This window comes from Streptomyces canarius (assembly GCF_014650735.1).
In the GTDB taxonomy this organism is placed as follows: Bacteria; Actinomycetota; Actinomycetes; order Streptomycetales; family Streptomycetaceae; genus Streptomyces; species Streptomyces olivaceoviridis.
Genome location: NZ_BMVN01000045.1, coordinates 42,329 through 59,894, shown reverse-complemented (window position 1 = coordinate 59,894; position 17,566 = coordinate 42,329). Strand labels below are relative to the sequence as shown.

Genomic DNA, 17,566 nt, shown 5'->3' with positions numbered 1-17,566 from the left:
GTCCGCATCAACCTCGTCGGCGACGTGAGCCGCCATCTGCACCAGGCCGCCGCACAGCGGTAGTCCTCGCCCGTGCCAGACGCTCGCGTATGCAGTCGAGCTCGGCGGCTATGGATCGTCCCGGCTCGGGCGACTGTACTTGTGATCATGAACGACAACCTGAACCTGATCACCGGCGGCACCGGCAAGACCGGTCGACGGGTCGCCGAGCGCCTCACCGCACAGGGACACCCCGTGCGGATCGGCTCCCGGGCCGGCACTCCGCCCTTCGACTGGGAGGACCGCGCGACCTGGGCGCCGGTCCTGGAGGGGGTCGGCGCCGCGTACGTCACCTACTACCCGGATCTGTCGGCCCCCGGCGCCGTGGAGGCCGTCGGCGAGTTCGCCGAGGTGGCCGCCGCACACGGCGTACAGCCGTGCTGGCCCGCCGGTTCACCGAGCTCGTCGGGGAACCGCCGATGACGTACCTGACCGGCTGGCGTCTCACGCTCGCGGCGGACCTGCTGCGCGACCCGGACGCGACGGTCGGCGCGGTGGCCCAGCGGGTCGGATACGGCAGCGCGTTCGCGTTGAGCGCCGCCTTCAAGCGGGAGCGCGGCCTCAGCCCGCAGGAGCACCGGGCGCGTGTTCCCCTCTTGCCACGGGGGCACGCGGCGGCCGGGCAGCCCTTTCGGTGGGACGCGGCCCAGCCGCCGATGGCCACCGCGGCGGAGGGCTGAAGCACGTGGTGTGAACCAGGAGCGGGCCCTGATTCGTTGGGGGGATGAGAGAAGAGGTTCTTCCTCGTCACCACCTGCCACACGTTGGCGGGAGACGCACACCTGGAAGTTGTTCGAATGTCGGATGAGAATCGCGTGCTGGAATTCCTGGAGAGGGTGGTCGCCGACCAGGCGGCTGCCTTCGCGGGAGTGTCGACGTCCCTGGGCGTCCGCCTCGGGCTGTACGAGGCGATGTCGGGTGCGGGGGCGCTCACCTCGGACGAACTGGCCGAGAGGACGGGACTCGTCGAGCGCTACGTCCGGGAGTGGCTGGCGGCGCAGGTCGCCGGGGCCTATGTGGTGCACGACCCGCAGACGAACACGTATGTCCTGCCGGACGAGCACGCGGCTGTGCTGGCCGACTCCTCCGTGCCGACGTACCTCGGTGGTGGCTTCACCATGCTGAAGGCCCTCTACGGTGCCGAAGAGGCGCTGGCGAGCGCTTACCGCAACGGTGGCGGCGTGAGCTGGCGGGACTACGGGCCGGAACTGTCGGAGGGCGTCGCCGCCTTCTTCAAGCCCGGATACGAGGCAGTCCTCGTCCAGGAATGGCTGCCCGCGATGGAGGGCGTCGAGGCCAAGCTCCGGCGCGGCGCCTCGGTCGCCGACGTGGGATGCGGCTTCGGCCACTCGACGGTCCTCATGGCCAAGGCGTTTCCGCGGTCCCGCTTCCACGGCTTCGATTTCCACGAGCCCTCCGTCGAAGCGGCCCGGAAGCTGGCCGAGGAGGAGGGCGTCGGTGACCGCGTGACGTTCGAGGTCGCCGCCGCGCACGACTTCCCCGGTGGCGGCTACGATCTCGTCACGTTCTTCGACTGCCTCCACGATCTCGGTGATCCCGGCGCGGCGCTCCAGCGTGCCGAGAAGGCCCTCGCGGACGACGGAAGCTGCCTTGTCGTCGAGCCGAACGTGTCGGCCGAGCCCGGGGAGAACATCAACCCGATCGGCCGGTCCTTCGCCTCCACCTCGGCTGTTCTCTGTCTGCCGGCGGCCATGGCGCAGGGCGGCCCGCACGCGCTCGGCAACCATCCCGGGCCGGAGGCGCTCCGGGCGATCGCCGCCGAGGTGGGTCTGCTCGGCTGGAGGCTCGCCGTCGAGACCCCCACCAACCGCATCTACGACGTCAAGCGCTGAGGAAGCCGTCCGCGCCGGTGCCCCGGCGGTGACCGATGGGGGCGCCGGCGTCACGGCCGGGCGCGAGCAGGGTTCCGGCCGCGCTGCCGCCGTCCCCGCAGGGGCGGCGGCTCGCCCCCAGCACGCGGGCGACCGTCTCGTCCTGCGTCCCGGTGACCATCGGACGCGGGATCTCCCGCGTCGGCCGGTCCGGTCCCACCGCTGGGCCCCCGGCACCGGCCTCTCGCACCGGTCCCTCCGCGGCCGAGTTCCTCAAGCCGGCCTTCCCGCTCGACGTGCACGCCGACCGGTACGCCTTCGAGACGCAGTTCGGACACTTCCACCGGCCCACCCACACCAACACCTCCTGGGAGGCGGCCAAGTTCGAGGCCTGCAACCACCGCTTCGTCCACCTGGAGGAGCCCGGCTGGGGCGTCGCCGTCGTCAACGGCTCGACGTACGGCCATGACGTGACCCGGACCGTGCGGTCCGACGGCGACCGCGGTACGACCACGACGGTCCGGGTGTCGTCGCTGCGCGCCCCGCGCTTCCCCGACCCCGAGACCGATCAGGGCGTCCACCGCTTCCGGCACGCCCTGGTGCCCGGCGCCGGGATCGCGGACGCGGTGCGCGAGGGCTGGCGCGTCAATCTGCCGGAACTGCGCCTGCCCGGCGCCCACGAGGTCGCTCCGCTGGTCACCGTGGACGACGACGCGGTCGTGGTCACGGCGGTGAAGCTCGCCGACGACGGCAGCGGGGACGTGGTGGTCCGCTTCCACGAGGCTCACGGCGGCCGGGCCCTGGCCACGCTCACGGCCGGTGTCGAGGTCGCGGAGGTGACGGTGACGGACCTGCTGGAGCGCCCGCTCGCCACGGCGACCGCCCCGGAGCGTGACGGTGACCGGATCACCGTACGGCTGCGGCCGTTCGAGCTGGTGACGCTGCGGCTGCGGCGCGCCTGAGCGACGCGGCGCCGTCGGTGTCCGTCGGGGACTGCCGCTCGCGGGTGACCGGCTCAGCCGGGCGGGCGGAATCGGAACTGATCCGACGAGCGGTGAAATCCGTTACCCATGGGGGGACATGGCGCGCCAGCGGCATGTCCGGCCGCCGTGACGGGCGGCGCGGACCGCCAGGCAGTCGGCTTAACTAACGTGTCGGCGGCGCGAACGATCACGAGCGTTAGTAAGGTACCCCCATGAGTTCTCCAGCCTCCTCCGGCGACCGCGACAAGGTCGTCTCCAAGCTGCCGGGCCAGCTGCGGCAGGACCTGAAAATCAGAGCCGCCCAGCACGGCATCGAGATCCAGGCCGCCGTCGAGCAGGGCATCAGGGACTGGTGCGCCCTCGCCTCGGCCACCGAACCCGTCGACACCGCGGGCGCCGACTCCTTCTCCACCTTCCTCCCGCCCGGACAGTGGGAGACGTTCCGCAAGGTGGCGGCGGACCGCAGCGTCTCCCTCATCCAGGGACTCGCCCAGTCCGTCAGGTTGTGGCTCGACTCCAACCCCGCGCCCGACGTCGAGCGGCCGAGCGTCACCCGCCGCGTCATCGTCTGCAACCAGAAGGGCGGGGTGGGCAAGACCGCCATCACGGCCGGCGTCGGCGAGGCGCTCGCCGAGTCCCCCAACGCCCTGCACGCCGTACGCGTGTCGAAGGCACTCGCCAAGGCCCTGCGGGCCAGCGACGCCGCGGCGGGCGAGGACGAGCCCCTGGAGATCGAGAGCCTGCCCGGCCTCGGCATGCGGGTCCTGCTGGTGGACTTCGACCCCCAGTGCCACCTCACCAACCAGCTCGGCGCCGCGCCCCTGCCGATGAACGGTGACAGCCTCACCAACCACATGGCGGGCGACCCCAAGGGCGACCTGCGCGACCTCGTCGTGCCCATCGACGAGGAGACCTTCGGCAACCGCCTGCACCTGCTGCCCGCGTGCAACGACGCCTTCCTCCTCGACGTGCGGCTGTCCGCCGTACGGGCCCGTGAAGCCGCGCTGGAGCGGGCACTCGCCCCGCTGGAGGCGGACTACGACGTCATCATCGTCGACTGCCCGCCCAGCCTGGGCCTCAGCATGGACGCCGCCGCCTACTACGGCAGGCGACGCGACGGCGAGAAGCCCGGTCAGTCCGGGGCGCTCATCGTCGTGCAGGCCGAGGACAGTTCGGCCGACGCCTACGAACTGCTCACCACGCAGATCGACGACCTGCGCGACGACCTCCAGATCGACATCGACTACCTGGGTATCGTCGTCAACCTCTACGACTCGCGCCGCGGTTACATCGCCACCTCCTCGCTCCAGGGCTGGGTCGACATAAAGAATCCGAGGGTGGTGGGGCTGATCGGCGACCTGAAGGAACAGAAGGAAGCGGTCCGCATGAAGCAGCCCCTGCTGTCCTACGCCCCCAAGTCGCAGCAGGCCATCGGGATGCGCGCACTGGCCCGGGAGATCTCATGAGCAAGGCCGACCAGCTGGGCGCCGGGCGTTTCGGCGGCGCCCGGCCCGTCAGCGCACGCCGGCAGGCCGTGGCCGCGGCGACCGGAGTGCCGACCGAGGGCGTGGCTCCGCCCAGTGAACTGCCCGTCCACCAGATCAGCCCCAACCCCGACAACCCCCGCTCGCAGCTGGGCGATCTGACCGACCTCGCGGGAAGCCTGAAGACCCACGGCCAGAAGCAGGCCATCACGGTCATGAACCGCGATGCCTATCTCGCGGCCAACCCGGACCGCGCGGGCGACCTGGAGCCGAACACCACCCATGTCGTCATCGACGGCAGCAGCCGCCTGGCCGCCGCCCGCGAAGCCGGCCTCGCCACCGTCAAGGTCATGGTGAGCGACGAACAGGGCAGCACCTCGGAGGAGTTGCTCGAATCCGCGCTGGTCGCGAACATCCACCGGCAGGACCTGGAGGAACTCGACGAGGCCCGGGCGCTCCAGCGGCTGCTCGTCATCCACGGCAGCCAGACGGCCCTGGCCAAACGGCTGCACCGCTCCCAGGGCTGGGTGTCGCAGCGGCTGGCGCTGCTCACCCTCACCCCCGAACTCCAGGCGCGGATCGGCCAGGAACCCATCGACCTGCTGCGCGCCGTCGGCAACAAGCCGGCCGACCAGCAGATGGCGGCGCTCGACGCGCTCAAGGCCGAACGTGCCCGCAAGGAGGCGGAGAAGGCGGCACTCAAGGCCGCTCGCCAAGCGGAAACGGCGGCGGCCGGCTCCGGTGCGGCCGGGAGCGGCCACCCGGCCGTGTCCGATGCCGGGCAGGTCACCGGTGCCGCGGCACCGGCGGCGCACGACGAACCGCCCACGGTGCACGACGAGCCGCCGACGGTACCGGTCCAGGCACCACCGCCCCGGACAGCCGACGGCGTCCAGGCGCCGCCGGCACAGGCGGAGACCGCCGAGACGGTCCGGACGCCACGGGCCCAGGCAGCCACCACGGACAGCGTCCAGGCGCCGCCGACGCCGGCCGGCACCGCCGACGCGGACCGGGAAGCCGCCCGGTCCGAGGCGTCACCCGCCGTGTCCTCCCCGGTGCCGTCGAAGCCGGCCCCGCCTGTCGCCCCTCCGCGCACGGCCGCCGCCCCCTCCGACGGCACCCCGCCCCCGGCCGCCAACGGGCAGCCCACCCGGACACTGCCGTACGACGAGCCCGGCCCCCTCGCGATGCTGCTGGACCGGAAGATCGAGAGCGACGACACGTTCTTCGACCTCATCGACTTCCTGGGCGTCTGGGCCCTCAAGCGCGACCCCGCCCGGCTGGGCGAACTCGCGCAGCGCCTCGTCGACCAGGCCACCGCTCAGGTCGACTGAACCGGTGGGCCGGAGCGGGGCCTTGGTGTGCGGTCGTCCCGGCTGTCTCCGCCGCCCGTGCCTGAGCCGGGTGGGGGACCGGCCGACGTGGGTGCGGGCCCGGTGCGGGGGACACCGGGCCCGCACCGCGGGGAAGGTGGCGCTCAGCCCTCGGGGGGATGGGGCCGCTGCGCCACACGTGGTCCAAGGTGGTCGGGTGTCCCGATCGCCGGGATCCGGCACGGTCCGGATCCCGTCCGAACCGAACACCTCCACTCTCGCGCCGTACGGCCTCCGCCGCCATGGGGCACACCCCACGATCGGAACGCGGACGGCATGAGGAAGTCCCTAGACTGCTGGGCCAGTCGCCCATTCCTCGGCGAAGTGGCAGGCGGAGGCGTGGGCGGTGGGGCCGGTCGTGTGCCGGAACTCCGCCGGGACCGCCAGCAGCGGGTCCTCCATGGCGCAGCGTTCCCGGGCTTTCCAGCAGCGGGTGCGGAACCGGCAGCCGGAGGGGACGTTCGTCGGGGAGGGCACGTCTCCGCTGAGGATGATCCGCTCCCGGTGGCCTCTGGCCTCCGGGTCCGGGACGGGCACGGCGGACAGCAGCGCCTGGGTGTAGGGGTGGGTGGGATGGTCGTAGATCTCGGCTTCGGTGCCGGTCTCCACGATCCGTCCGAGGTACATCACCGCGACCCGGTCGGAGATGTGCCGCACGATCGACAGGTCGTGCGCGATGAAGAGGTAGGAGAGGTCGAACTCGCTCTGGAGCCGGTCGAGCAGGTTGACGACCTGCGCCTGGACGGAGACGTCGAGCGCCGAGACCGGCTCGTCGGCCACGATGATCTCCGGGCGCAGCGCGAGTCCGCGGGCGATGCCGATGCGCTGGCGCTGGCCGCCGGAGAACTGGTGGGGGTAGCGGTTGATGTACTCGGGGTTGAGGCCGACGACGTCCAGCAGTTCCTGCACCCTGCGGCGCCGGTCGCCCTTCGGGGCCGCCTCGGGGTGGATCTCGTACGGCTCTCCGATGATGTCCCCCACCGTCATACGGGGGTTGAGGGAGGTGTACGGGTCCTGGAACACCATCTGGATGTTGCGGCGTACGGCCTTCAGGGCCCGGCCCGAGAGCCTGGTGATGTCCTCGCCCTTGTACCGGATGGCGCCGGCCGTCGGCCGCTCCAGGCTGACCAGCATCTTGGCGACCGTGGACTTGCCGCAGCCCGACTCCCCCACGATGCCGAGGGTCTCCCCGCGGCCGAGGGTGAAGTCGACGCCGTCGACGGCCCTGACGGCACCGATCTGCTTCTTGAGCAGGATGCCCTGGGTGAGCGGATAGTGCTTGACGAGCCCGCTGACTTCGAGGATCGGCTCAGGCATCGAGGCACTCCCTCCAGAAGTGGCAGGCGCTCACCCGGTGGTCGGCCACCTGGTGCAGGGCGGGTGCGTCGGTGCGGCAGACGTCCCGGGCCATCGGGCACCGCGGGTGGAAGGCGCAGCCCGGCGGGATGTCCATGAGGTTGGGCGGCAGACCCTTGATGGCGTACAGCTCCCGGCCCTTGGCGTCCAGGCGCGGGATCGACTCCAGCAGACCCCTGGTGTAGGGGTGGGCGGGCGTCTTGTAGATGTCGCGCACCGGTGCCTGCTCCACGATCCGGCCCGCGTACATCACCGCGATCCGGTCCGCCACGTCCGCGACCACCCCCAGGTCGTGCGTGATGAGGATCAGTCCCATCCGGTACTCGCGCTGGAGTTCCGCGAGCAGGTCCATCACCTGGGCCTGCACCGTCACGTCCAGCGCGGTGGTGGGCTCGTCGGCGATGATCAGCGCCGGTTCCAGGGCCAGCGCCATGGCGATCATGATGCGCTGGCGCATGCCGCCGGAGAACTGGTGCGGGTACTGCCTGACCCGTTCCCTCGCCGCCGGAATGCGCACCCGGTCCATCAGCTCGACGGCCTTGGCCCGCGCGTCCTTCTTCGACATCCCCCGGTGCACCACGAACATCTCGCCGAGCTGGTCCCCGACCGGCAGCACCGGGTTGAGCGACGACAGCGCGTCCTGGAAGATCATCGCCAGCTGCGCGCCGCGCACCCGGCGCCGTTCGCCCTCCTTCAGCTTCAGCAGGTCCTTCCCCTGGAAGAGGATCTGGCCGCCGGTGATCCGGCCCGGCGGTGTGTCGAGGATCCCCATCACGGCCTGGGCGGTCACCGACTTGCCCGAGCCCGACTCGCCGAGCACCGCCAGGGTCTCGCCCGCGTCGACGCCGTAGGAGACGCCGTTGACCGCCTTGGCGACCCCGTCCCGGGTCCGGAACTCCACGTGCAGGTCACGCACTTCTAGCAGCATGACGACGACTCACCTCAGTTTCGGGTCGAGGGCGTCGCGCACCGCGTCGCCGAGCATGATGAAGGCCAGCACCGTGATCGCGAGCGCGCCCGCCGGCCACAGGAGCATGTGCGGGGCGTCGCGGATGTACGGCGAAGCCGCGGAGATGTCGATGCCCCAGCTCACCGTCGGCGGCTTGAGTCCCACCCCGAGGTAGGACAGGGTCGCCTCCAGCGAGATGTAGGTACCCAGCGCGATGGTCGACACGACGATCACCGGGGCCACCGCGTTCGGCGCGATGTGCCGCAGCAGCAGGCGGGAGCTGGACGCGCCCAGGGCACGGGCGGCCTGGACGTAGTCGTTCTGCTTGGCGGTGATGGCCGAGCCGCGCGCGATCCGGGACACCTGGGGCCAGCCGAGCAGCACCATGAAGCCGATCACCGGCCAGACGGTGGCGCTGGTGACCACCGACAGCAGGACTAGACCGCCGAGGACGACCGGGATCGCGAAGAAGACGTCGGTGACGCGGGACAGGATCGCGTCCCAGACGCCCCCGACGAAGCCCGCGAGGCCGCCGAGCACGGAGCCCAGGACCGCGACCCCGAGGGTGGCCAGGACGCCCACGGTGACCGAGGTGCGGGCGCCGTACACGGTGCGCGTGTAGACGTCGCAGCCCTGGCCGTCGTACCCGAACGGGTGGCCCGGCTGTGAGCCCTGCTGGGCCTTGGCCAGGTCGCACGCGAGGGGGTTGCCCGACGCGATCAGCGACGGCCGGACCGAGATGACCACGAGGAAGAGGATCACCAGGCCGGAGACGAGGAACACCGGGTTGCGGCGCAGGTCGCGCCAGGCGTCCGACCAGAGGCCGCGCGGTTTTCCCCGCGGGTCGGCGGCGGTGGGCTCCAGGGAGCGGGCCTCGCTCGCCGCGAGGTCCATCGCGCCGCCCGTGCCGGTCCCGGCGACGGCGCCCTCGGGTTCGTACGGCGGTTGCTCAGGCATAGCGGATCCTCGGGTCGAGTACGGCGTACAGGAGGTCGACGAGCAGGTTGGCGACCAGGAAGACCAGGACGAGCACGGTGACGAAGCCGACGACCGTCTGGGTGTTCTGGCGCAGGATGCCCTGGTAGAGCTGGTAGCCGACGCCGTGGATGTTGAAGATCCGTTCGGTGACGATCGCCCCGCCCATCAGCGCGCCGATGTCCGTGCCGATGAACGTGACCACGGGGATGAGGGAGTTGCGCAGCAGGTGCCGGGTGATGACCCGGTGCCGGGGCAGGCCCTTGGCGACGGCGGTGCGCACGTAGTCGGCACGCAGGTTCTCGGCGAGGGAGGTCCGGGTCAGCCGGGTGACGTAGGCAAGCGACACCGAGGCGAGCACCAGGCCCGGCACGATCAGCTCGCCGAAGGCCGCCTGCGGGGACACCGACGGGGAGATCCAGCGCCACTCGACGCCGAGCAGCAGCTGGAGCAGCAGGCCGGTGACGAACGTCGGCACGGAGATGACGACCAGGGTGAGCAGCAGCACGGCCGTGTCGAGGAGGCGGCCCCGGCGCAGACCGGTGAGCACGCCGAGGCCGAGGCCGAGGACGATCTCGAAGAGGATCGCCACGATCGTCAGCCGGACGGTGACCGGGAAGGCACTGCCCATCAGGTCGATGACCTTCTCACCGTTGAAGGCGGTGCCGAAGTCACCGGTGAAGACATGGCCCATGTAGGTCGCGTATTGCTGGAGCACCGGCTTGTCGAGGCCGAACTCGTGTTTGAGTCGGGCCGCGGTGGCCGGATCGCAGGCCTTGTCACCGCACAGGCCCGCGACCGGGTCGCCCAGCACGTTCACCATCAGGAAGATCAGCAGCGTGGCCCCGATGAACACCGGGATCATCTGGAGCAGCCGCCGGACCACATACCGCCCCACGTGGATCAGCCGACCTTGATCTCGTTGTACACGGGGACGCTGAACGGGTCCAGCATCACGTGCGAGAGCCGGTCGGACCAGCCGGCGCTGCCGTTCTGGTACCACAGCGGGACGGACGCCATGTTGTCCCGGACGACGCCCTCCGCCTGCTGGAAGAGCTGGACGGCCCGGTGCGGGTCGGTCTGCGCGTTGGCCTCGTCGACGAGCTGGTCGAACTGCTTGTTGGACCACTTGCCGTCGTTGGAGGAGGCGTTCGTGTAGTACAGCGGCTGGAGGAAGTCCTGGATCAGCGGGTAGTCCATCTGCCAGCCGGACCGGAACGGCCCGGTCATCTTGTCCTGGCCGATCAGGTTGCGGAAGTCGGCGAAGGTGCCGACCGGGGAGCCGACGCATGCCTTGTCGTCGCCGAGGGCGTTGTTGATGGAGTTGCACACGGCGTCCACCCACTCCTTGTGCGAGCCGGTGTCCGCGTTGTACGTGATCTTGAGCTGGCCGCCGGGGATGCCGCCGCCCTCCTCGATGAGCTTCTTGGCCTCGGTCGGGTCGTAGTCGCAGGCGGCGCCGCAGAGCCCCTTGTCGTAGCCGCCGCTCGCGCCGAGGACCGGGGAGGTCCAGTCGGTGGCGGGGGTGCGGGTGTTCTGGAAGATCGTCTTGGTGATCTGCGCGCGGTTGATCGCCATCGACAGGCCCTTGCGGACCTTCGCGGCGCCGGGGGTGTTCCAACCCTTGTCGTAGAACGGGAAGGCGAGGGTCTGGATGATGCCGGCGGGGGTGTTCAGGTAGCGGTTGCCCAGGTCCCGGTGGACGTTGCCCAGCTGCTGGGCGGGGACGTCGTCGACGAGGTCGAGGTTGCCGGCCAGCAGGTCGGTGTAGGCCGTGTTGTTGTCGGTGTACACCTTCAGGTCCACACCGTTGTTCATCGCCTTGTCCGCGCCGGGGTAGGCGTCCCACTTGCGCAGCTGCATCTCGGAGCCCTTGGTGTAGGACTTGATGGTGTACGGGCCGTCGCCGACCGGCTTGGCCAGCCAGGCGGCGTGGTCGGTGAAGAAGGCCTTCGGCAGGGGCGCGAACGCCACGTAGCCGAGGGTGTCGGGGAACGTGGAGAACTTCTGGCTGAGCTTGACGGTGAAGGTGTGGTCGTCGACGACCTTGAGGCCGGAGAGCGTGTCGGCGGTCTGCTTCCCGCTGTCGGGGTGGACCTTGTCGTAGCCGTCGATGTAGCCGAAGAAGTAGGCGTTCTTCTGGTTGTTCTTCAGGCTCGCGCCGTAGTTCCAGGCGTCGACGAAGGACGTGGCCGTGATGGGCTCGCCGTTGCTGAACGTCCAGCCCTTCTTGACCTTGATGGTGAAGGTCTGCGAGTCCTTGGTGGTGATGCTCTCGGCCAGCGCGTTCTCGGCCTTGCCGGTCCTGGGGTCGTACTGCTTCAGCCCCCGGAAGATCATGTCGAGCACCTTGCCGCCCTGCACCTCGTTGGTGTTGGCCGGCTCCAGCGGATTCTGCGGATCGCCCCAGACCGCGCTGAGGACGGCGTCGCCGCTGCCGCCGCCGTCCGAGCCGCCACCGCCGCCGCACGCGGTGAGGGTGAGGGCCGCCGCCGCGGCGAGGGCGGGCCAGGTGGCATAGGTGACTGCGCGCATGGGTCTCTCCTCGGGGACGGACCGTGACGGCGGACAGGTGGTTGGCCGGAAAGGTAGACATCGACCGGTGGGCCCGGCATCACACGTTTGCGCGATATGGGCTCCTGGACACCTGTGTGGCGGGCCGGGCGATGGCTGAGGTATACGCCGAACGCATGGCACCGACGTACACCCCGATCACGACGAGCACGCCCACGGCGGCGGGCCGGCGCTGGGAGAACGCGGTGCCGGCCGGGCAGGGCGCGGGACGAGACGCCGACCGCCGTGCGCCGGGCGGACCGGGTCCTGGACCACATCGCGGTGATGTCGCCGGGCGCCGCCATGGGTGTGCGATGAGCGTGTTGTCCGGGGCCGGCCCTGATCATGCCGTACCGGCTGCGCGGCGGTGTCGTGGGCGCCTGCTCACTGTGGGCCGCCGGGGGCGCCTGCACGGTGGTGGCCGGGTGGCACCGTCCCGGCGACCCGCTGGTCGACCGTCGCCTGTGGCCTCACCGCGGTCCTGGCCCCGCCCGCGCCGGCCGAGGGCTTCAGCGCCGCGCCCACGCTCGCCCTGCTGCACCCTGCGACCTGGGGGCCTCACGCAGGCCACGGCAGATCCGGAGCCCCCGCCCGGTGCACGGCCGGCCGATGGCACGAGGCTGCGCCTGCTCGCATACCTCGTGGGCGTGCGCCCGCGCCTGCCATGTGGACATGTCTTCCGCTCCCGTGCGGATACATTGCAGACTTCAGGTGTCTCGATTCATTCACGGGCAGGCGGAACATGGGCGCACGACAGGAGAACACGGGCCGGCGGCTGGGGCTGACGAGCCTCACGGTCGCGGCGAGCGGCCTGCTCGCCTTGCTGATCGGTGTGGCGTTCGCCGTCCTGCTGTTCGCGATCTCCGACGCGAACAGCTCCGCCTCGGCCCGGCGCGCGTCCCGGACGGCCCTCGTCGAAGCCGGCACCATGGAGCGGTTGCTCCTCGACCTGGAGACCGGGCAGCGCGGTTATGTGATCACCGAGCGGGAGGAGTTCCTCCAGCCGTGGCAGGCGGCGCGCAAGGCGTTGCCCGCGGAGGAGCGGCGGTTCACGGACAGCGCCACCTCCCCGGGACAGCGGCGCACCGCCGAGCAGATCACGCGCGGCGTCCAGTCCTTCCTGGACGACTACTCGGTCCCGCTGGTCGAGATGGTCCGGCGGGGTGATCCCGCCGCGTCCGGCCTGAAGGAGACGGCCGAGGGCAAACAGCGCGTCGACGCCCTGCGGGCCCAGTTCCACAGGTACATGACGGACGAGCGTGCCCAGCTCGCGGAACGCACGGACGCGGCGGGCGCCAACAGCCGCCAGGCGGTGCTCGCCGCCGCCCTGGGACTCGCGGCGTCGACCGCGCTCGTGGCCGTCTTCACGGTGCTCCAGCACCGTGCGGTGGTACGGCCGGTGCGCGGGGCGGCAGCAGCGGCGGAGGAACTCGCGGGCGGTGACCTGAGCGTGCGGATGGCGCCCAGCAAAGTGGCGGAGATCGGGGCACTGGGCACCTCCTTCAACACCATGGCGGCATCCCTCCAGGACAGCCGCCGACGCATCATGGAGAGCACCGAGGCCGTGCACCGGCGTACGGCCCGGGACCTGCACGACGGGGCACAGCAGCGGCTGGTGAGCCTGATGATCGGGCTCCGGCTGGCACGGGAGCTGATACCGCAGACGGAGACGGCCGCGATCGACCTGCTGGACCAGTCCATCGACAACGCGCAGACGGCGATCAACGAGCTGAGGGAACTCGCCTCGGGCATCTATCCGCTCGTGCTGACGGTGAAGGGGCTGGTGGCAGCGGTGAAGGACCTGGCCTCCCGGTGCCCGGTGCCCACCGTCGTCGAGAGCCGGGACGAGCGGCGGATCTCCTCCACCGTCGAGTCGAACGCGTACTTCGTCGTGGCCGAGGCGGTGACGAACGCGGTCAAGCACGCCCAGGCGTCCCGGATCGACGTCACCCTCGCATTCGGGGACGTGCTGCGGATCAAGGTCGCCGACGACGGCGTCGGCGGCGTCGGCAAGGCCACCGCCGGCAGCGGGATGAGCGGACTCGCGGACCGCGTGGCGGCCTTCGACGGGAAGCTGGCCATCGAGTCCCCGCCCGGTGGCGGCACCACCATCCTGATCCAGATACCGATCCCGGCCTGAGCCGGAGGGCGGGAGTTCCGCTCTCACACGTGTGTCCGTGGGCACGGTCGCGCGGTCAGAGCGGGACGACCGCCGTGACCGTGGTGCCGGCGCCGGGCGTGTGACACACCCGCAGGGTGCCGTCCAGACTCGCGGCCCGCTCCGTCAGGGCGGCCAGCGCCGCCAGGTCCGCCGCCCCGGCCGGCGGTGCCCCGTCGTCCACGACGGTGACCACGAGGCTCGCCCCGAGGTCGGCGGTCACCCGGACGCGGTCGGCGCCGCCGTTCTCCACGGCTCGCTCGACGGCCTCCGCGACGAGGAGGTACAGGTGCGACTCGACCAGCCGGGGCAGCCGTCCTGCCAGGGAGCCCGAGACCGTCATCGGCACCGGGCAGCGCCCGGCGAGGGCGGCGAGCGCCGCGGGAAGCCCTCCGACGCGCAGGGCTCCGGGGCTCAGGGCGTCGGTGACCTCCCGCACGCCGGCCAGGGCCTCCTCCGTGTCGCGGACCACGTCGTGGAGCAGATCGATCACCCGAGCGGGTGCCGGGCCCAGCTCCTGCTGTGCCAGGCTCAGGCCGAGCAGGGCTCGTACCAAGCGCTCCTGGGCCGTGTGCTGGAGGGTCCGGGCGTAGCGGTGCTGTCGTTCCACCTGCCGGTGCGCGAGGAGCGGGAACGGCCCGTCGTCCGGCGTCCCGTGCCCGGCGCGGGCCGGCCCGGCGAGGGGCAGGAAGACGTACAGGGCCGCGTCGCCGCCCGGCCGGGACAGCGGCACGCGGGTCCACTCGACCGGGAGAAGGGAGCCGTCGACCCGGGTGAGCGTGCCCCGACCGCTTGCGGGGCCGGTCCGCCCGGCGGTCTCCGGCTGTCCGGAGGCGGTGGCCGGGTCGCCGTCGGTGCCCGGCGGGTCGGCCGGACGGCGATCAGTGCCCGGCAGGTCGGACGGGTCGCCGTCGGTGCCCGGTACGTCAGCCGGACGGCCGTCCGTGCCCAGTAGGCCGGCCGGACGGCCGTGTCCCAACGCCTCGGCGGCGGCGGGGTTCGCGTAGCGCACCGAGTGATCGGCGTCCACGGCCCAGACCGGCTGCCGTATGACGTCAAAGACGCTTCCCAGCTCTTCTTCGATCGACGTCATCGCGCTCGTTCCTTCCCCCCAGGCTCGGCACGACTTTCACAGACACACCCGGTCGACGCATCCGTCATTTGACTGGAAGGCGCCTCGTGGGATGTGCGCGGTGCCGATACGGCGCGGTGCCGGGGGGCGGTCCGCCGCGGAGCGCGGCCGGTCAGCCGGTTGCCGCCGGGCGGGGCGGGTTCACTCCCGCCCCGCGGCGGCGGGCGTGATGCCCGCGACGCGGTAGGCGTCCGCCTCCTCCAGCGTCTCGTGCTCCAGCAGGGCGACGGCCAGACCGTCCAGGCGGTGGCGGTTCTCCTCCAGGGTGCGGCACGCCTCGGCGTAGCACTCCTCGACGATCCGGCGCATCTCGCCGTCGACCAGGTCGAGGGTGCGCGGGGCGGCGGACATCCCGTAGGGCTGCTGACTGTCGTCGGGCAGCACCGACAGGTGTCCCACCAGGTCGCTCATCCCCCACCGCGTCACCATCCCGCGGGCGAGGCCGGTGACGTGTTCCAGGTCGTTCTCGGCGCCGGTGGTGATCACCCCGAACACGACCTTCTCGGCCGCCATGCCGCCGAGGGCGCCGATGATCCGGCCGCGCAGGTACTCCTCCGTGTACGCGTACTTGTCGGCGTCCGGTGTCGACAGGGTCACCCCCAGGGCCCGGCCGCGCGGCACGATGGTGATCTTCCGGACCGGGTCGGCGCCGGGCTGGAGCATGCCGAGCAGGGCGTGGCCGCTCTCGTGGTACGCGGTGCGCCGGCGCTCCTCCTCGGGCATCACCAGCGGGCGCTGCGCGCCGAGTTGCACCTTCTCCAGGGCGTCGGACAGATCGTGTCCGGTCACCCGGTCCTGGTCGCGCTTGACCGCGAGCAGCGCGGCCTCGTTGGCGAGGTTGGCCAGTTCGGCGCCGGTCATGCCCGGGGTCGTACGGGCGATCCGGGCCAGGTCGACGTCCCCGGCGAGCGGCATGGACCGGGTGTGGATGCGCAGGATGGCCTCGCGGCCCTTGCGGTCCGGCGGGGAGACGGTGACCACCCGGTCGAACCGGCCGGGCCGGGTCAGCGCCGGGTCCAGGATCTCGGCCCGGTTGGTCGCGGCGACCACGACGACGCCGTCGGAGGCGGAGAAGCCGTCCATCTCCGTGAGGATCTGGTTGAGCGTCTGCTCGCGTTCGTCGTGTCCGCCCACCGCCGAACCGGTGCGCGCCCGGCCGATGGTGTCGATCTCGTCGATGAAGACGATCGACGGGGCCACCTTGCGGGCCTCGGCGAACAGCTCGCGCACCCGGGAGGCGCCCACGCCGACGATCATCTCGATGAACTCGGAGGCCGAGGCGGAGAAGAAGGGCACCCCGGCCTCGCCGGCCACCGCCCGTGCGAGCAGCGTCTTCCCGGTGCCGGGAGGACCGGCGAGCAGGACACCGCGGGGCATCTTCGCGCCCATGCGGCGGTATGCCTCGGGCCGCTTGAGGAAGTCGACGACGTCGTTGAGTTCGCCCTCGACCTCGTCGATGCCGGCCACGTCGGCGAACGTCGTGCGCCCCTGCTCCGCCTCCACCGGCTTCGGCGGCTTGCGGCCCAGGATCCCGCTCATGCCGCCGCCGAGACCGCCGCCCGTCTTGCGGGCGACGAACACCCATACGCCGATGAGCAGCGCGGTCGGCAGCAGCGACACCAGCAACGACTGGCCGAGGCCCGGCCCCTGCGCCACCGGCGACGCGGAGACCGAGACCTTCTGCCGCGTGATCTCCCGCCACAGCCCTTCGTCGTCGGCGAAGGCGGGCTCGTACGTCTTGAACCGGACGTAGGTGGAGCCGTGGTCACCACCGGGCACCTCGCGGGCCTTCTTCAGCGTTCCCTGGATCTGCGAACCCTGGGAGTAGACGGTCTTGACGTTGCCCGAGTCCAGCTGCGCGGTGAAGTCGGTGTAGTCGATGGACGTGGTGCCGTCGCCGTGCATGGTGTTGTAGAGCAGGCCGGTCCCCAGGTAGATGACGAGGATGACCACGATCTGCACCAGACAGCCGCCGCGGGAGCGCCGGCCGTTCGGCGCGGGCGGCCCGCCCGGCACTCCCTCGGAACGCCACGGGGACCGTGGGTCGTGTCGGGGCGGTACGGGTGCGGCCATCGGGCTTCTCCTTGCGGGCGACGGGGTGCTCGTCTGCGGACGGGTGCGGGGGTGGCGGTGCCGGGCGGTGCGGGGCGTCGTTCACGGGTGGTGGTTGGTCACGGGTGGTGGTGGGTCACGGGGGGCGGTGGGTCACGGAAGGCGGTGGGTCACGGGAGGCGGTTGGCGCGCCGGACCATGGCGGTGGACAACAGGCCGAGGACCAGGGCGAGCACGCCGAGGACCACACCGTCGACGGCGGCGGCGCGTCCCGGATGCCGGACCACCGCCCAGGGCGAGAACGCCATCCACAGACCCGTCACCCCCAGTGCGGCGCTCAGCCCGGTCATGCGCTCGGGGGCCACCGTGAAGCCGACGGTCAGGAGGCAGATGGCGCAGCCCACGACCAGGTCGTGCACGGCGAGGTCGTGGTGGGCGGCGGCGAAACCCAGCACCCACGGCGACACGGCGTAGAACAGACCGACCAGGAACACCGGGCCGTTCACCAGCGCCACGTCGTGGCCGCCCAGGACCCGGACGCGACGCTCCCGCGTCCCGAAGGCATCCGGACGGCGCGCCACGTCGTCCCTTCCACGGATAAAGCCAGACACCTGGGTCTCCTCACTCGCCGCTCCCGTCGACACCTCACGGCGCCGGCGCCGCGTTCGACATGGTGGTAC

The 17,566-nt window shown here is 71.5% G+C and carries 14 protein-coding genes and 2 pseudogenes; 7 read left to right on the top strand and 9 right to left on the bottom strand.

Going from position 1 to position 17,566, the window contains the following annotated elements:
* Positions 1–147: 147 nt before the first annotated feature.
* The 3 genes and pseudogenes from IE294_RS38075 to IE294_RS38065 all read left to right on the top strand — a co-directional run bounded on the left by IE294_RS38075 (position 148) and on the right by IE294_RS38065 (position 1,892).
* Positions 148–462 (top strand): SDR family oxidoreductase, encoded by a 315-nt coding sequence (locus IE294_RS38075; RefSeq protein ID WP_189893852.1) that lies wholly within the window; start codon positions 148–150, stop codon positions 460–462.
* A pseudogene (locus IE294_RS38070) lies at positions 414–719 on the top strand (helix-turn-helix transcriptional regulator); the annotation flags it as partial. The gene IE294_RS38075 and the pseudogene IE294_RS38070, both read left to right, overlap by 49 nt.
* Positions 720–836: 117 nt before the next feature.
* Complete coding sequence (locus tag IE294_RS38065) at positions 837–1,892, top strand: class I SAM-dependent methyltransferase (RefSeq protein ID WP_189893850.1); 1,056 nt, start codon at positions 837–839, stop codon at positions 1,890–1,892.
* On the opposite strand, the gene IE294_RS38060 is transcribed toward IE294_RS38065, so the two are convergent.
* Entirely contained in the window at positions 1,882–2,052 is a 171-nt protein-coding gene (locus IE294_RS38060; RefSeq protein ID WP_189893848.1) for a hypothetical protein, read from the bottom strand. The two genes, IE294_RS38065 and IE294_RS38060, sit on opposite strands and share 11 nt — an antisense overlap.
* Before the next feature lie 85 nt (positions 2,053–2,137).
* On the opposite strand from IE294_RS38060, the pseudogene IE294_RS38055 reads away from it, so the two are divergent.
* From IE294_RS38055 to IE294_RS38045, 3 genes and pseudogenes are all read left to right on the top strand, one after another.
* Positions 2,138–2,833, top strand: a pseudogene (locus tag IE294_RS38055) (glycoside hydrolase family 38 C-terminal domain-containing protein); the annotation flags it as partial.
* A gap of 233 nt (positions 2,834–3,066) precedes the next feature.
* Positions 3,067–4,320, top strand: a complete 1,254-nt coding sequence (locus IE294_RS38050) for a ParA family protein (protein WP_189893846.1) — start codon at positions 3,067–3,069, stop codon at positions 4,318–4,320.
* Complete coding sequence (locus tag IE294_RS38045; RefSeq protein WP_189893844.1) at positions 4,317–5,672, top strand: ParB/RepB/Spo0J family partition protein; 1,356 nt, start codon at positions 4,317–4,319, stop codon at positions 5,670–5,672. Before IE294_RS38050 ends, IE294_RS38045 begins: the two co-directional genes overlap by 4 nt.
* A gap of 327 nt (positions 5,673–5,999) precedes the next feature.
* Here the strand turns inward: IE294_RS38045 and IE294_RS38040 are convergent, their stop codons facing one another.
* The 5 genes from IE294_RS38040 to IE294_RS38020 are packed head-to-tail and all read right to left on the bottom strand — an operon-like array spanning position 6,000 to position 11,526.
* Positions 6,000–7,028, bottom strand: coding sequence for an ABC transporter ATP-binding protein (locus IE294_RS38040; RefSeq protein WP_189893842.1), 1,029 nt, complete (start codon positions 7,026–7,028; stop codon positions 6,000–6,002).
* Entirely contained in the window at positions 7,021–7,995 is a 975-nt protein-coding gene (locus tag IE294_RS38035; RefSeq protein ID WP_189817670.1) for an ABC transporter ATP-binding protein, read from the bottom strand. The genes IE294_RS38040 and IE294_RS38035 overlap by 8 nt, the downstream gene beginning before the upstream one ends.
* Before the next feature lie 9 nt (positions 7,996–8,004).
* Positions 8,005–8,973 carry an ABC transporter permease gene (locus tag IE294_RS38030; RefSeq protein WP_189893840.1) on the bottom strand — a complete coding sequence of 323 codons (969 nt, stop codon included), beginning with the start codon at positions 8,971–8,973 and terminating at the stop codon, positions 8,005–8,007.
* Complete coding sequence (locus tag IE294_RS38025; protein WP_189893838.1) at positions 8,966–9,889, bottom strand: ABC transporter permease; 924 nt, start codon at positions 9,887–9,889, stop codon at positions 8,966–8,968. The genes IE294_RS38030 and IE294_RS38025 overlap by 8 nt, the downstream gene beginning before the upstream one ends.
* 5 nt (positions 9,890–9,894) lie before the next feature.
* Positions 9,895–11,526 (bottom strand): peptide ABC transporter substrate-binding protein, encoded by a 1,632-nt coding sequence (locus tag IE294_RS38020; protein WP_189893836.1) that lies wholly within the window; start codon positions 11,524–11,526, stop codon positions 9,895–9,897.
* 760 nt (positions 11,527–12,286) lie between these two features.
* Here IE294_RS38020 and IE294_RS38015 point away from each other — a divergent pair.
* Positions 12,287–13,684, top strand: a complete 1,398-nt coding sequence (locus tag IE294_RS38015) for a CHASE3 domain-containing protein (RefSeq protein WP_189893835.1) — start codon at positions 12,287–12,289, stop codon at positions 13,682–13,684.
* Positions 13,685–13,739: 55 nt separating this feature from the next.
* Here IE294_RS38015 and IE294_RS38010 read toward each other — a convergent pair whose 3' ends face one another.
* The 3 genes from IE294_RS38010 to IE294_RS38000 all read right to left on the bottom strand — a co-directional run bounded on the left by IE294_RS38010 (position 13,740) and on the right by IE294_RS38000 (position 17,467).
* Entirely contained in the window at positions 13,740–14,795 is a 1,056-nt protein-coding gene (locus IE294_RS38010) for a PAS domain-containing protein (protein ID WP_189893834.1), read from the bottom strand.
* A 180-nt stretch (positions 14,796–14,975) separates the two neighbouring features.
* Positions 14,976–16,907 carry an ATP-dependent zinc metalloprotease FtsH gene (gene ftsH, locus IE294_RS38005; protein ID WP_189893833.1) on the bottom strand — a complete coding sequence of 644 codons (1,932 nt, stop codon included), beginning with the start codon at positions 16,905–16,907 and terminating at the stop codon, positions 14,976–14,978.
* Positions 16,908–17,056: 149 nt separating this feature from the next.
* Complete coding sequence (locus tag IE294_RS38000; protein WP_189893832.1) at positions 17,057–17,467, bottom strand: SPW repeat protein; 411 nt, start codon at positions 17,465–17,467, stop codon at positions 17,057–17,059.
* Positions 17,468–17,566: the final 99 nt, after the last annotated feature.

Bases quoted from the DNA above. Each gene is read 5' to 3' on its own strand.
- IE294_RS38075 (WP_189893852.1), top strand. From the start codon at position 148: ATGAACGACAACCTGAACCTGATCACCGGCGGCACCGGCAAGACCGGT.
- IE294_RS38065 (WP_189893850.1), top strand. From the start codon at position 837: ATGTCGGATGAGAATCGCGTGCTGGAATTCCTGGAGAGGGTGGTCGCC.
- IE294_RS38060 (WP_189893848.1), bottom strand. From the start codon at position 2,052: ATGGTCACCGGGACGCAGGACGAGACGGTCGCCCGCGTGCTGGGGGCG.
- IE294_RS38050 (WP_189893846.1), top strand. From the start codon at position 3,067: ATGAGTTCTCCAGCCTCCTCCGGCGACCGCGACAAGGTCGTCTCCAAG.
- IE294_RS38045 (WP_189893844.1), top strand. From the start codon at position 4,317: ATGAGCAAGGCCGACCAGCTGGGCGCCGGGCGTTTCGGCGGCGCCCGG.
- IE294_RS38040 (WP_189893842.1), bottom strand. From the start codon at position 7,028: ATGCCTGAGCCGATCCTCGAAGTCAGCGGGCTCGTCAAGCACTATCCG.
- IE294_RS38035 (WP_189817670.1), bottom strand. From the start codon at position 7,995: ATGCTGCTAGAAGTGCGTGACCTGCACGTGGAGTTCCGGACCCGGGAC.
- IE294_RS38030 (WP_189893840.1), bottom strand. From the start codon at position 8,973: ATGCCTGAGCAACCGCCGTACGAACCCGAGGGCGCCGTCGCCGGGACC.
- IE294_RS38020 (WP_189893836.1), bottom strand. From the start codon at position 11,526: ATGCGCGCAGTCACCTATGCCACCTGGCCCGCCCTCGCCGCGGCGGCG.
- IE294_RS38015 (WP_189893835.1), top strand. From the start codon at position 12,287: ATGGGCGCACGACAGGAGAACACGGGCCGGCGGCTGGGGCTGACGAGC.
- IE294_RS38010 (WP_189893834.1), bottom strand. From the start codon at position 14,795: ATGACGTCGATCGAAGAAGAGCTGGGAAGCGTCTTTGACGTCATACGG.
- ftsH (WP_189893833.1), bottom strand. From the start codon at position 16,907: ATGGCCGCACCCGTACCGCCCCGACACGACCCACGGTCCCCGTGGCGT.